The 13857-nt window shown below is 39.8% G+C and carries 12 protein-coding genes; 2 read left to right on the top strand and 10 right to left on the bottom strand.

Annotated features, from left to right (window positions below):
• From A3I5_RS11580 to A3I5_RS0103880, 9 genes are all read right to left on the bottom strand, one after another.
• Positions 1-1622: Ig-like domain-containing protein (locus tag A3I5_RS11580; RefSeq protein WP_040834538.1), on the bottom strand; the 1622-nt coding region annotated here is incomplete at its 3' end.
• Positions 1623-2333: 711 nt separating this feature from the next.
• Complete coding sequence (locus tag A3I5_RS0103910; RefSeq protein ID WP_051071085.1) at positions 2334-3317, bottom strand: SepM family pheromone-processing serine protease; 984 nt, start codon at positions 3315-3317, stop codon at positions 2334-2336.
• A 43-nt stretch (positions 3318-3360) separates the two neighbouring features.
• Positions 3361-3864, bottom strand: coding sequence for a pantetheine-phosphate adenylyltransferase (gene coaD / locus A3I5_RS0103905; RefSeq protein ID WP_018373317.1), 504 nt, complete (start codon positions 3862-3864; stop codon positions 3361-3363).
• Positions 3865-3923: 59 nt separating this feature from the next.
• Complete coding sequence (locus tag A3I5_RS12790; RefSeq protein ID WP_145955198.1) at positions 3924-4130, bottom strand: hypothetical protein; 207 nt, start codon at positions 4128-4130, stop codon at positions 3924-3926.
• A gap of 41 nt (positions 4131-4171) precedes the next feature.
• Positions 4172-4465, bottom strand: coding sequence for a hypothetical protein (locus A3I5_RS0103900; RefSeq protein WP_018373316.1), 294 nt, complete (start codon positions 4463-4465; stop codon positions 4172-4174).
• A 139-nt stretch (positions 4466-4604) separates the two neighbouring features.
• Complete coding sequence (gene rsmD / locus A3I5_RS0103895; RefSeq protein WP_018373315.1) at positions 4605-5144, bottom strand: 16S rRNA (guanine(966)-N(2))-methyltransferase RsmD; 540 nt, start codon at positions 5142-5144, stop codon at positions 4605-4607.
• Between the two features lie 304 nt (positions 5145-5448).
• Complete coding sequence (locus tag A3I5_RS0103890) at positions 5449-6495, bottom strand: MmcQ/YjbR family DNA-binding protein (protein ID WP_083903291.1); 1047 nt, start codon at positions 6493-6495, stop codon at positions 5449-5451.
• 667 nt (positions 6496-7162) lie between these two features.
• On the bottom strand, positions 7163-7606 hold the full coding sequence (locus tag A3I5_RS0103885) for a hypothetical protein (RefSeq protein ID WP_018373313.1): 444 nt from the start codon (positions 7604-7606) through the stop codon (positions 7163-7165).
• Between the two features lie 127 nt (positions 7607-7733).
• Positions 7734-9023, bottom strand: coding sequence for an adenylosuccinate synthase (locus tag A3I5_RS0103880; RefSeq protein WP_018373312.1), 1290 nt, complete (start codon positions 9021-9023; stop codon positions 7734-7736).
• Between the two features lie 197 nt (positions 9024-9220).
• On the opposite strand from A3I5_RS0103880, the gene A3I5_RS0103875 reads away from it, so the two are divergent.
• Both A3I5_RS0103875 and A3I5_RS0103870 read left to right on the top strand, forming a co-directional pair.
• Positions 9221-10102, top strand: a complete 882-nt coding sequence (locus A3I5_RS0103875; RefSeq protein ID WP_018373311.1) for an RluA family pseudouridine synthase — start codon at positions 9221-9223, stop codon at positions 10100-10102.
• Complete coding sequence (locus tag A3I5_RS0103870; RefSeq protein ID WP_018373310.1) at positions 10099-10944, top strand: metallophosphoesterase family protein; 846 nt, start codon at positions 10099-10101, stop codon at positions 10942-10944. The genes A3I5_RS0103875 and A3I5_RS0103870 overlap by 4 nt, the downstream gene beginning before the upstream one ends.
• A 310-nt stretch (positions 10945-11254) precedes the next feature.
• Here A3I5_RS0103870 and A3I5_RS0103865 read toward each other — a convergent pair whose 3' ends face one another.
• Complete coding sequence (locus A3I5_RS0103865) at positions 11255-13759, bottom strand: DEAD/DEAH box helicase (protein WP_018373309.1); 2505 nt, start codon at positions 13757-13759, stop codon at positions 11255-11257.
• Positions 13760-13857: the final 98 nt, after the last annotated feature.

Raw genomic sequence — 13857 nt, 5'->3', positions numbered from 1 at the left:
GTGGTTGTGGACTCAGTAGTGGTCGTCGACTCGGTCGTGGTCGTTGTGGTTGGTGGAATAAATGTATTGGTAATAGTAAAACCTTTTGTCATATCACCAGAAATTGCTACTGAATAGAATTCTGGTGAGAAGTTCTCTTCTTTAACAGTGTAGACGATATCTTTTCCATCACGGGATTTAGGAAGGTTCGTAAATTCACCCTTCCAATCATTAGCAGCATCAAGCTCGATCATTTTTCCTTCAACCTTAACGTTTTTTCCATCAATAACTTCGTAAAGCTGCACCAAGATCGCTTCTGGGCGACTCGCTTCCGTATCTCCGACCCATTTTTTAGTAACAGGAATCTTAACAGTTTCTCTGGTATTGGTAATGGTTTTTGTGATCGATTTACTTGCTGAATCAAAATCTGAAGGGGCAATCTTTACATCATCAGCTTTACTGTAGCCAGATGGTGCTGTTATTTCTTTTAAGATATAAGTATCTTGAAGGAGATTTCCGAGTGTTGCCGAGCCATCAACGTCAGATGTCAGCTTGCCAACAGATAAACCGGTCCTCTCACGAATGACATCAAAAACTGCACCTTGAAGAGGTTGACCATTTTCATCAACTTTTTTGATATTGATGCTATAAACATATCCCTCAGCCTTACCGCCAGCTGCGTAGAAGATATAACTTGATTCTGCTTTATTGGTAGTACCATCATTAGACGATACTGTCGCTTCATTAGTGAATCTTTCGCCATCAACAGGGGTATATGGCAACTTCACTTGGTAGCGAATACGAATCCCCTGATTTTTCAATAAATTCCCTAGCTTAAGTTGGAAACTGCTGCTGTTAGCAAGTACGCTCCGATCAGGAATGACTTGATCAGTAATATCTTCTTGATTGTCTACGTGCCAGTCACCATCTCTAAAGACCATAGTCCCTCTAACAACACGGAAGCTATCTGGAATGTAGGTAATGTTGGGATCCTTAAGGACATCTAAAACTTGAACGTTGGTCATATCCTTGTTATCACGATTAATGTCAATAAAATAGTGACCAATGGTCGGATCATTAGCATCTTGCCAACCTGATTTAGCAATAGGACGAGCAGGATCTTTACCGATCCCCTCATATGTCACATTCCCCGCTGGGAAGATTTTGCCACCAATCGTTATATTAATAGGTACTTCTTTACGAGATGGAACAACCGAGAAGTCAAAACGAACATAAAAGAAGAAGGAGCCCGTCACATTGGAATTCTTCTCTGGATAGTCAGTATAGGTAATGACAATTTTACGCGGGTCACTATCAGAAACAACCCCTTTACCGACAACATTTCCATTAGCATCCGTCAAATCAAAGGCTGCTTGTCCATTAAATTGAATTTCTTGAGGAAGTGTAACCGTTGTGGTGTCGCCTTCTTTGACGACATTATTAGGCAATGAAAAATCTCCGTTAATTCGGAAAGACTGCCACTGACTAATATCTCCTGTTATCTCTTTACCATTGGCATCTGTGATGTACATTCTAGTGACGACGTCGCCTTGCTCAGCTGATTTTACCGTGATGTGTGGCGTAATAAGAGCCGCAATCAAAATGAAAACCATGAGCACTGGGACAAACATTTTTTTGAACACTTGTTAGTCTCCTTATTCTTAATTCTCCTAAAATATTTAGACCAATTTATTTTATCACACTTCCTAGTCTAGTTCAAGGGATTTTTAGGACATTGTTATAAAATTAACAAAATAGACAGCCACTCTCCTAAACTTTCTTGATTCAATAGTGTCTAAATGAATTGAACACGGGCTCATATCTTAACCAACTGAATACGGGCTAAAGTGCTCTGTAAAATGCATGAACTTCCTTGAGGCTTCAAACTCATCGGTCCCCTTATTTTCCATCGGATTTTTTAACGGGCTTTGTATCTTAATGAATTGAACACGCCCTAAAAAGCTCGATAAAATTCAAAAATTTCCTAGAGTGTTTACACTCTTCGTCAATTTTTTCATTTTTCATGCTTTTCTTAACGGGCTTTGTATCTTAAATACATACAAAAAATCGAACGACTGAACTCCTTTAAAATTTAAAAAGGAATTAGCGTTCGTTTTTTATTTTCATTCTTATTTTTGCTAAGTACTGCTCATATATTTTTCAATGCAGTGCTCTTTTTAGCAGTCTCAGAATAGAAGTAAGGTTTTTCACAAAAACGAGCTCCACTTCTTCAAACCACTGCAAAAAGCTATTTTTAATAAGAAAAATAACGAATATCTTCCCATTTTGGATAGCTGATTTAGAAACTGTCATCACAAGTAAACCAGAAGATTATTCCGAAATCATTTCAGTTTCTAGTGATTCTTTAGGTAATCAATAGCGTCTTGGACTGTCTTGACAGGGACGATGACCATATCTGTGTTAATTTTTTTAGCAGCTTCAAGAGCTGTTTGGTAGTTATTCTTGGCTTTGGGATCTACTTCTAGAATCTTCTCATCAACAGGATTGTCTGGTGCAAAAAAGATCTCTGCTCCGCTATTTGCCGCCGAAACAACTTTCTTATCAATCCCACCGATGTCTCCGACTGTACCGTCTTTTTCAATCGTGCCAGAGCCAGCAATATGACGCCCTGCGCGAAGGTCAGGATCAGCAATCTGAGTATAAATACTAAGGGTAAACATAAGACCAGCAGATGGCCCGCCAATCCCTGCTGTACTAAAGGCAACATCATGCGAACTGGCTACCTGAGTATGGTCTGTAAGACCAATTCCAATCCCATTTTTGCCATTTTCTAATTTAATGATCTGGCCTTTTTCAGTCCGAGTTTTACCATTAGACTGGAAAGTCACCTCGACATCAGCGCCTAAATCCTGCTTGGAAACATAATCAATCAAGTCTTGAGATGATTCAAAGCGTTGACCGTTAACTCCTGTGACCGTATCTGCAATGTGAAGAATGCCTCGAAAAGTTGAATCTTCCATGATTTGTAAGACATACACGCCCAAGTAATCCATGGTAATATCCTCTCCCGCAAGCGTCAAAGCTTGATACTCAGCCATATTCTGAGACGTTTCCATGTAAAAGGCGTTGATACGACTAAAGTCTTCGGTGCTTGCGCCACCAGTCACTTCATTCCGAGAATAGACATCTGTAAAAGGTGTCATCCAGGCATGAACCAAACTCGCAAAAGTTGCTGGCGTCATGGTGATATAGGTAAAATTGTAGGAGCCATCTTTTGAATCCGTCTTACCGTCCACCGAAAGCACCGTCCGCACATCCTGAGCACCACCAGGAGATTCAATATAGTAGGGTAGGGGCACAATAAAGGCCGCCATCATAGCAACTAACAAAAGCGCTAAGCTAATGATTAAGGCCTTCTCCTTATTTCGACGACTTAGTTTCTTCAAGGTATTTCTCCAATTCTATTACAATAGTTTCAGGAACATAAGCTGAAAAGTCAGCTTTAAAGGTGATGAGCTCGCGGACACCACTTGAGCTGACAAATTTTAGTTCCGGCTTAGCCAGCAGGTAAATAGTCTCAATTTCAGGGGCGAGATTACGATTGTAAAAGTCAAAACTGGCTTCGTACTCTAAATCGGTCGCATTTCTCAGTCCACGAACCAGATGCGTCACGCCCTCTCGTCTCGCTACCTCAACGACCAACTCCTCTTTCGAGGTCAAAATGCGGACATTTTCAAGATGCCTAAGTGCCTGTTCTAGCCAATCTTTACGCTGTGGGACAGGAATCAAGCCTTCTTTGTGGGGATTATAGAAAATACCGACTATCAATTCATCGAAAAGCTGGCTAGCGCGTTCAATAATATCCAAATGTCCTAAAGTCATGGGATCAAAGGAGCCTGTAAACAGACCAATTTTTGATGACATATTCATTCCCTTCTAATTTTTATTGAGGCTCTTTCTCATTCTTATCTGTTCTAACATTACTAGCTGAGAAAGAAGTTCCCGCTAATAATCAGTAAAAACTTACCTAAATTCCTTTGGTTGATGCCATCAACAATTATTTCAAGAGCAAAGATTCCTAGTAGTAAAACAAAACACCAAAGACCTGGTTTCCAACGCGGTTTATTTAAATGCCCAGCCAATTGAGCGCTAGCCAGAAAAAATAGAAACAGATAAGCAATTCCTACCAAACACCCTGTCAGAATATCAAAGAAATCTCGCAGTTTCTCTCCTAATCATCGTCCGAAAAATAAAGATACAAGGGTAGCCCAACAAGGATTAAAAAACGGTAGAGATCACTGGGTTGAAACCCTGTATAAATAAGATCTCCTAAACAATAAAGCCCTTGAATCACAGCTAAAATGAGAAACAGAGGATTACGAGTCTTAGTCCAAGCCGCTACTCCTTCTTGGTTTTTAAATTTATAATGACGAACCAAATTCTCCAAGCGTCTCATCCGTCGCAATAGGTAGATGAGCAATATAAATACCATCGCAATTAGCACATATAACCAACGCTCTTGCATCACTGCCTCCAGTCTTGATACTAAAAACCTCTCTTCACAGCAAAAGCCCCGACTTAAAGATGACTTTTTCGCTGCTCATCAGCTTTTATAGAGCAAAAAATCATCTCAGCCCAAGTATTTTACTGACAAACACAGTTTTTTAGTGGATATACACCGTGACCTTTGAAATCCCGTAAGTTTTTTGTTTCCAAATACCTAGGGAACCAATTTCTTCTGGCAGATCAACCGATTTATCCGTCTCGCAAACGACCATCACATCCGAACTAAGCAGGTCTCTTTGATCCAGATTTTTTATCACGTCCACAATCGCTTCCTTAGCATACGGAGGATCCAGAAAAACCAACTCAAACTGACCAGATACTTGCTGCAAGGCGTGACGGTCTTCCATCTTAAGCAGGGTGAACTTACCTGCTTCTTGAGTCATGGCAATATTTTCTGCAATCACAGCTTGAGCCTGACGGTCTTTTTCAACCAAGATAGCCTGAGACATTCCTCTTGACACCGCCTCAATAGCCAATCCGCCACTTCCTGCGTACAAATCTAAAACACGACCGCCATCAAAATAAGGCCCAATCATGTTAAACATTGCCCCTCTAACCTTGTCTGAAGTCGGGCGTGTGGTCTTACCAGCCAAGGTTTTCAACGGCCTACCACCATACTGGCCAGATACAATTCTCATGCTCTCATTATACCACAGCTTGCTCTCATTTGACACCTGACAAACGAACTAGCCATTCTTGCTGTTTCTTCTACTACTTATCGCTCGTTTTGTCAGTACTCTTTCTTCCTGAATTAAGGTCTCTTACTAAATACAGGTGCTGTAATCTTCTACAGAAGAAATAAAATCCCCGCGACCGAACAACCGCACGAAAAATGCATGTCATCTTTGTCCGAATACATGCATTTCAAACTGTTTTTATTTTTCGCACGAAAGCGCACTGATGCGTCCCTTTTGAGAAAAATCATCCTAATTGTACTTCATTTTAAAGAATAGCTTTTACTTCTGCAACCAAATCAGGGGTCATTCGTCTAGGTCCCCGCACCGCTTTAACACCGAGCTGAATGAGACGATCAATCGGAAACTCATTATCAGGAAATACTTTCACAAGATGAAGACGCATCATCATCTCGTCATTTTCCTGAAAAACATCAGAAATGCGGCAAATATAGCGCAGGGCTCTGGTCGGTGCCGTAATGTAAATCCCCATGATGTCACCAGCGTTTATCTTCCCCTTGTGGTGCCAAACTTGCTCCTTGTTCTGAGCAAAATCCAAATCGATATCATAAAGTTTGAGATTGGCAGGAATAATCCAATAATCAGGTTCATTCTCCGCTGCCCGATAGCTTTTGGGTGACACTAAAGCTCGACTCTGACTGAGCAAGTCAAAAATCAGGTTATCATCAACAGTCTCATCCAAGATAATGGTCAGCCAGCTGGTCTTGCTCATATGATAACTTGGATAAAAGCCACCTTTTTCTAAGAGCTGAGGCAAGACTTTCTCGTTGACTTTGATGTTTAAAATGTCAACCACTTCTGAACTTGCCGGCTTCTTCTTATCAACCTTATTGCGGCTAACTGACATCACAAGAGCATACCATTTTTGATTGGCAGGACTACGAAAAACGACTGCTTCTGGAATCCGTTTAAAGGGGTGGTCAGGCTTATCCGAAAACTCCTTCAAAATTCTCTGAGCCAGACGATTAGCCTGATCAGAGCGGAATAACTGTTCTGTAAAACAAGCCTCAGCAACTCGCTCCAAGATAGTACTGTAAGCATCACGGACTTGATGGACAAACGCTCCGACAGGACTTAGAACCTGATAAGCCAAATAAGGCTCGTCCAGCTCTACATCAACGATTTGACCCATCACCTGACCATCTGGCATAATTTGAATCTGAGCCTCAAAACTACCATCAAAAAAGAGCTCGCAGTAGTGCCAAACCTCATCCTCCTTGACAAAGCCAAAGTCTGCCAAGCTGGACCAGTTGACCTGCTTTTTTTCAAAAAACGACTTTTCAAAAGACATCATAACTCCTTAAACTCCTAGCTATTTTTAGGAAATCCTACACGGAAGACTGCAAGAATTGACTAAGTAGGAAACTTAAAACAGGGATTCTCAGGGTCAGTAATACCTAAAAATAATCCCGCTGTGGTGCCAAATTCGGACTCAAAATCAGTTACTTTTAGCCCTAATTTAAAACCACAAAGCCAAGTCATCAGGTCTGTTCTAATTCCCACATCTCATGGTTGAGCACCTCCTACAACCCGTTCTGAGAAAATGATAGTCATCTAGCTATTTTTATTAACTGATGAGCAGCTCTAGATTGGTCGCCTTCAGAAATGGCGAGCCTCAATTGCTACAATCAGCTCTCTTAGACTATGAAAAAACCAGCTTTTGAAAGTTTTTGGATTTCCGGACAAATTTATTAAAAAAGGAGTGGGATCAACTCTGACTAACTCCGAAAGAGCTCATTTCCCACCCCGTATGTTACGAGAGACTGAGACAGACAAACATGGTAGCTCTCCCTCGCTCCCTCTTTCAGTTTTATATTTAAACAGTTGATGTATGGGACAAAAAGCGAGGATAATTGATCTCTTTGAAATCATGCTTAAGTCCTAATCTTCACTTTTCCAAACCACTGTGAAAAACTGTGTTTTCTCTAAAAGAATCGTCGCAAGCTCAGCTCTCTTCACGTTTATTCAGCTGGTTCTGCTGCTGACGGCTCAGTGGCAGGTGCTTCAACTGTAGATGTCTCTTCGACAGTTGGCTCAGCAGGCTCAACAACAGGTGGCGTAGAGGTGTCTGACGGTTCATAAATAACTGACGGTATGACTTCCTCAACCAATACTGCTGGAACAGCAACCTCTGGTTCAGCAATCTTCTCAGATGACTGCGCCGTACTTCCATTTGTATTCTTCTCGCTTATATCCTCGGTTGACTCTTTAGTGCTTGGCTCTGTTGTTTCCTTTGTTTTTTTCGATTTAGCCTTTTCAGCCTCAGCTGCTTCAGTTGCGCGCCGATTTGCTTCTAATGTCTGATTGACTGTCGTCAGATACAGAGTTCCCGCTGCAATAAGCGTCACTCCTCCTAAAATAAATTGCTGAACTGGTCTTTTTTCTTGATGTTTTAGACGTTGCAATAGCTTCAACCTCTTTCTAAGAGTCACATTTTTATAATCGCTCTCAGTCTATCATTCTCCATAGGGCTTGTCAAGGCAAAAGAAAGGCGCATAGGAATGAACCACTTGCGCCTTGTTTGTTAAATAGTTAGCTTGACCAAACGGATTCGAGGATATTGGTCTGCTCACGACCTGGCCCTACAGAGAAGGTTGAAATGCGAATTCCAGTCAACTCACTGACACGACGAACATAGTTGCGAGCATTTTCTGGCAAATCTTCTAGGCTACGCGCACCGGTAATATCCTCAGACCAACCCGGCATCTCCTCGTAAATTGGTTTGCAACGCTTGAGGGTTTCAAGACTTGCTGGGTAGTAATCAATGCGCTCTCCGTCCAAATCATAGGCCACACAGATTTTCACTGTGTCAAGCCCTGAGAGCACATCAATTGAGTTGAGACAGAGATTGGTAATTCCTGATACACGACGGCTATGACGCATGACAACAGAGTCAAACCAGCCTACACGACGCGGACGACCTGTTGTTGTCCCGTATTCCTTACCAACTTCGCGAATACGATCTCCAGTCTCATCAAAGAGTTCCGTAGGAAACGGTCCATCTCCGACACGACTCGTATACGCCTTGCAGACGCCAACAACCTTATCAATCTTACTTGGCCCTACACCAGAACCGATAGTGACCCCTCCAGCCACTGGATTAGAAGATGTCACATAAGGGTAAGTCCCTTGGTCAATATCCAGCATAACCCCTTGTGCCCCTTCAAAAAGGACGCGTTTGCCAGCATCCAAGGCATCATTAAGGATCACTGATGTGTCCGTCACATATTTCTTAATTTGCTGGCCATATTCATAGTATTCTTCAAAAATCTCGTCAAATGTGATACCTTCTGAACCATAAAGTTTGGTGAATTGACGGTTTTTGTCAGCCAGATTAATCTGGAGACGTTCTGCAAAGATATCACGATCTAGCAAGTCTGCAATCCGAATCCCCACACGGGCAGCCTTATCCATATAGGCAGGGCCGATACCCTTGATAGTCGTGCCAATCTTGTTATCACCCTTAGCTTCTTCTTGCAGCTGATCCAGCTTGATGTGGTAAGGCAGGATAACGTGGGCGCGATCTGAGATACGTAAATTGTCCGTCGTCACACCATTTTCATGAAGGTAAGCCAATTCTTTAACCAATGACTTAGGATTGACCACCATACCATTACCGATAACCGAAAGTTTTTCAGGGAAGAAAATCCCTGATGGAATCAAGTGTAGCTTGTATTTGAAGCCATCGATTACGATGGTGTGCCCAGCATTGTCACCACCTTGGTAACGCGCGATCACCTCGGCATTGGCCGATAGGAAATCCGTAATCTTGCCCTTACCTTCATCTCCCCACTGGGTTCCTACAACAACAACTGAAGTCATATTCTTTCTTGGAAATAGCAGAGCTGCCACTTCCGTCCTTTCTTGATCAAATGGCAGGAATTTCACCTGCGAGTTTTGCTCATACCTTCTCATTATACAGAAATAGGCGACACTTTTCAAGAATCGTGTGAATATCGTTCGAGGTTTACGCTAACTTTGACAAGTGCAGACCCTTTAAAATATGATAAAATAGAACTATGCACTATGAGATTACCATTCCAGACCAATTTCCCCAGATGACTGTCAAGGAATTGCTGGAAAATTACTTATTGATTCCTCGGAAAATTCGCCATTTTTTGCGAACCAAAAAACATGTTCAGGTCAACGGCGACACCATCAATTGGCAGAGCCCCGTCAACCCCGGTGACCTGTTGACCCTAACCTTCGATGCAGAAGATTACCCTGAAAAAATCTTACCCCAAGGTCAAAAAGGCTTGATTGAGGTTCTGTACGAGGATGCACACATCATCATTGTTAATAAGCCCACAGGCATGAAAACTCATGGCAATGACCCAACTGAAATCGCCCTACTCAATCACGTCTCGACCGAAGTTGGAGCGACCTGCTATGTCGTTCACAGATTAGATATGGAAACCAGCGGAGCTGTCCTCTTTGCCAAGAATCCCTTTGTCCTTCCTATTCTCAATCAACTGCTAGAAAAACGCTTAATTTCCCGAACTTATCTGGCTCTTTGCCAAGGCAGGATTAAGCAAGATAATTGGACAATCACAGATAAGATTGGCCGTGACCGCCATGACCAACGCAAGCGTCTAGTGGATAACCGCAAGGGGCAATCGGCTAAAACCCATGTCCACTTGGAAAAAGCGATCCGCAAAAACTCCCTAGTATCTTGCAAGTTAGAGACCGGCCGAACACACCAGATTCGGGTTCACCTCAGTCACCACGGACATGCGATTGTAGGAGACCCGCTCTACTCTAAGCAAACAGCCTCTCGCCTTATGCTCCACGCGCAAAAATTGAGTTTCCAGCATCCTTTCACCCTTGAAACGATCAGTGTCAATGCTGAATCAACTAGCTTTCAGGAAGTTTTAGATAATCTATCACAGGAGATTTCATGACCCACCGCATCGCCCTACTTTCAGACATTCATGGTAACCGTACAGCCCTCGAAGCCGTACTGGCTGATGCCCAAAAGCAAAACATCACTGAATACTGGCTTCTGGGAGATCTTTTCCTGCCTGGTCCAGGAGCACAAGACATCATTGACCTGCTCAGACGGATCCCGATTACACTCAGCGTCCGTGGCAATTGGGAAGATTGCTTCCTGCGGAGTTTGGACAATAGCTTTAATCCCAATAATCCGACAGACATCTATCTAGCAAGGCTCAGCCAGTACCTCCATCCTCATTTGACTGCCAAAGATATTGAGACCCTGCGGCAAACATCTATGACAGCTAAGCGGCAGATCAATGGCATCAATATCGCTATCAGCCACCACATGCCCCATAAAAATTTTGGCCGAGAATTAGTCTACGATGCGCCAACTGAACGCTTCGATGTGCTTTTTACCGATTCATCTGTTGATATTGCAATTTACGGTCACATCCATGTCCAGACCCTGCGCTACAGTAGCCAAGGACAAATGATCATCAACCCGGGTTCCATCGGCCAGCCCTACTATCCTTGGGACAAGCTGCGCGAGGATTTACGCGCCCAATATGCCATCCTTGAAATTGATGAGACAGGTATCAGCCAAATTGATTTTCGCAAAGTCGCTTTTGATGTAGAGCTAGAGCTCAAACGGGCCAAAGAAGCTAATATTCCCTACTTAGACCTCTACACCGAACTCATGCGTGACGGCATCACCCACACTCACGACAAAACCCTTCTCACCCAAATCCACCAAGACCGCGGATATTACCAAGACGTGATGGATTACTTTGGAACGGGGAAGAAATAAAATAACAGGCCTGTCAATATGACGAGTCTGTTATTTTTTCACTATTGTCATACTTGCAAAAAACTATTTAAACGGCAAATTATTTTAACCTTTTACTATAGTAGATTTTCAAAAACTAACTATCCTTTTGCAATACTTATCAATGTATCTAGGAAAAATGTGCATATTTGAAAATAGTGATTATCTGCATTAAGGCTATCCAATACCACTGAAAAACGCTGCAACCGCATATTTCCCAACCCTTGGTGAACTTATAGAATTTGTCATGTAAGTACCTTAGTTTTTTTAAAAACTTATCTAGTCTAACATACTATAAAAGAAATTGCTCAAGTTCAAATTTCTCAATGCCAGATTTCGTTCCAATATACTTTTTTAACTGACTATTTGCCCTTGGATTATTGTATTCATCAAAAATTATATTTGATATTTGATTCTCTTCCTTTAATTTTTGATATAAAGCTTTACTGATGCCTAATTGTAAAATTTTCAAATCAATATTTTCAGTCGTTCCAAAAACAAATAGATTATACTGTTCTTCTGAAAGAATACCAAATTCTTTCAAAGTATTAACTAGTAAATTAATTTCATAATCAACAAAATCATCATCTACTTGAAGCTTGATAATCGCTAAATTATAAAGTTCATCTGTTCTTTCATGATATTCTCTTATATCAATATAGACTTTTGCCCTTGAATCATTATAATCACTTGAATTGTATGTTTTCTCCCCAAACTGTGTGCCTATATACTGTAAATATCCAACTTCACCTTTATTTTCTTGCTGATTTTCGATAATATTATTCCAATATTTTACTTGCTTCTCTACTCTAATCCTCAGGTTTGAATACGAGCTTGGTATAAAACCAGCATAATAACTTATTGTTGAATCAAATCGTAAACGTTTGACATTGTTAGTTGGTCTAAAATACTTGTAAATAATTGATTTCTCCTCTGACAGACTGACAAATGGATCAAAAAATATTTCTTTGATCTTATGTAGAACTCCTTCATATATATTTTCATATTCAGTTAAAACTTTAGATTCTTCTATAATACCTTCAAGCAATTCTAATCCTGTTTCTGAATAATTCAAAATTTGCTGCGCTCCTGCTCGAGTAAGTCGCGAAATAAAATCGGGATTATTGAAATTGCTTATCACTGCATTTTCTAACTCTATAATCTCTTCGCTTGAATCACGATTACTCTCATCAATCGCAGCTTCCTCTAAAAGAGGATTTTTTACTTCATCCTTTAATTCACTTCGCAAAGATAGTACTTTATTTTGCATGTTTCCATTGCCGTTCTGAGGGTAACTTTCCATTTCCACAAAATAAATCGGAATTAATATTCTCTCTATGTCACCCTTATTCCCAAAAATTTCATTTAATCTATTAACTCTCCCGATTAAATTGTACAAATCATTAAAATTTGAAAAGCCAGAAATATAAAATAGTGAGTCGATAGGCAGATTCATGCCAGCTAAAACTACTGAATTCGCAATAAAGTGCCTCACACCTATATCTTCACGAACGTATTTCAATAAATAATTTCTAATATTACTTGGGATACGTCCATGTAAATAAATAATGCCTTTTTCTAAGTATCTAATTAATTTAAATCTAGGGTGGACAATTTCTTTAAGTTCTTCAATTAAATTTACTAAAGTTTGTGGTCGATCCGTAGTCTCTGGAAGATTTTCAAAAAGTTCTTTTGCATATTGCTCTATAAAACGTGGACGATATAAAAAATGTAATGACTTTTTATATTTTTGAGTCTCGTTTATAATATACCCGAAATTATTATCTGTCTCTCCTATCTTATAAAGCGATCCTAGATATTGATCGTAGGCAAACTCATCATTTTCCATATTAACAAATCTGATATCTAATACTTTTAGATTGTTTTTTATATTGAAATAATCTATATGAACTTGTTTATTTTTTAATTGCAAACTATTAACATCTTTAATCATGGGTGAAAAATAATAAACGTTCAATTCACTATTAAGTTCTCTACTGATTCTAATTAAACGAGTTAATAATATACTTCTATTCGCCAACTTATTTCTAAAATCAAAACTAAAAAGTTCATGTGCTTCATCTATATATAGAGAATCAAAAACCATATTTTGTTCAAGTAATCTAAGAGCTCTTTCTTGTGTAACAATAGCCAATACTCGAAAATCATTATCACTATCATAGTTTTGGTCATGAATGATAATTTTTCGATTCAAGCCCTCTATCTCCTTAATCTCTCTACTTACTTGGTCAATTAAAGCTTTGGTTGGAACAATAATTCCAATATTATTTTCTTCATTGTTTCTGAGAATATGTTGATAAATAATCTCACTTTTTCCAAATGAGGTTGGAGCAACAAATGCAAAATTATTATTTGAATCTAAAATTTTTTTGGTAATATTATGCTGTTCTAAAGTATTTATTTTATTTCTTGAAGTAAATTTCTCTAATTGAATATTTGAGAGAATCTCTTGAAAGGAGACATCGCTTATTAGTTTATCTTGAAAAATCTTTCGTGCAACTGGATAAAATCCAAAATTTATCGCAAAATCAAATAAACCCCTATAATCACCTAGTTTCAGACATGTACGGACAATCGTTGCATATGCAAATTCAATATAGTATCTTTTATTAGTATCCTCTTCAAAAGCTTCAATAAATACAATTGCGATAGAAAATAAAAATTCCGCATCCTTTGCTGTTAGCTTTTCTTTACTGTACAATAACTCTAAAAAAGTAGTTGAAAAAGATTCATCATTCTTCAATCTAGTTAAAATACTCTTTCCGTTATTGACCATCCGCAATCTCCTTAAAATAATTGATAACAATATCTATAGTCTGTAAATTAATAATTACGATCAATTCGTCTTTCGATTTATGGTGTTTAATATAGTTA

It is taken from the genome of Streptococcus merionis DSM 19192 (genome assembly GCF_000380085.1).
Taxonomy (GTDB): Bacteria; Bacillota; Bacilli; order Lactobacillales; family Streptococcaceae; genus Streptococcus; species Streptococcus merionis.
Note: the sequence above shows the minus strand (reverse complement) of the source record. Positions and strands in the feature narration are given on the sequence as shown.

Coding starts and splice junctions, on each gene's coding strand:
- A3I5_RS0103875 (WP_018373311.1), top strand. CDS start 9,221: ATGCACTATGAGATTACCATTCCAGACCAATTTCCCCAGATGACTGTC.
- rsmD (WP_018373315.1), bottom strand. CDS start 5,144: ATGAGAATTGTATCTGGCCAGTATGGTGGTAGGCCGTTGAAAACCTTG.
- coaD (WP_018373317.1), bottom strand. CDS start 3,864: ATGTCATCAAAAATTGGTCTGTTTACAGGCTCCTTTGATCCCATGACT.
- A3I5_RS0103910 (WP_051071085.1), bottom strand. CDS start 3,317: ATGATGGCGGCCTTTATTGTGCCCCTACCCTACTATATTGAATCTCCT.
- A3I5_RS0103900 (WP_018373316.1), bottom strand. CDS start 4,465: ATGCAAGAGCGTTGGTTATATGTGCTAATTGCGATGGTATTTATATTG.
- A3I5_RS0103870 (WP_018373310.1), top strand. CDS start 10,099: ATGACCCACCGCATCGCCCTACTTTCAGACATTCATGGTAACCGTACA.
- A3I5_RS0103865 (WP_018373309.1), bottom strand. CDS start 13,759: ATGGTCAATAACGGAAAGAGTATTTTAACTAGATTGAAGAATGATGAA.
- A3I5_RS0103890 (WP_083903291.1), bottom strand. CDS start 6,495: ATGATGTCTTTTGAAAAGTCGTTTTTTGAAAAAAAGCAGGTCAACTGG.
- A3I5_RS0103880 (WP_018373312.1), bottom strand. CDS start 9,023: ATGACTTCAGTTGTTGTTGTAGGAACCCAGTGGGGAGATGAAGGTAAG.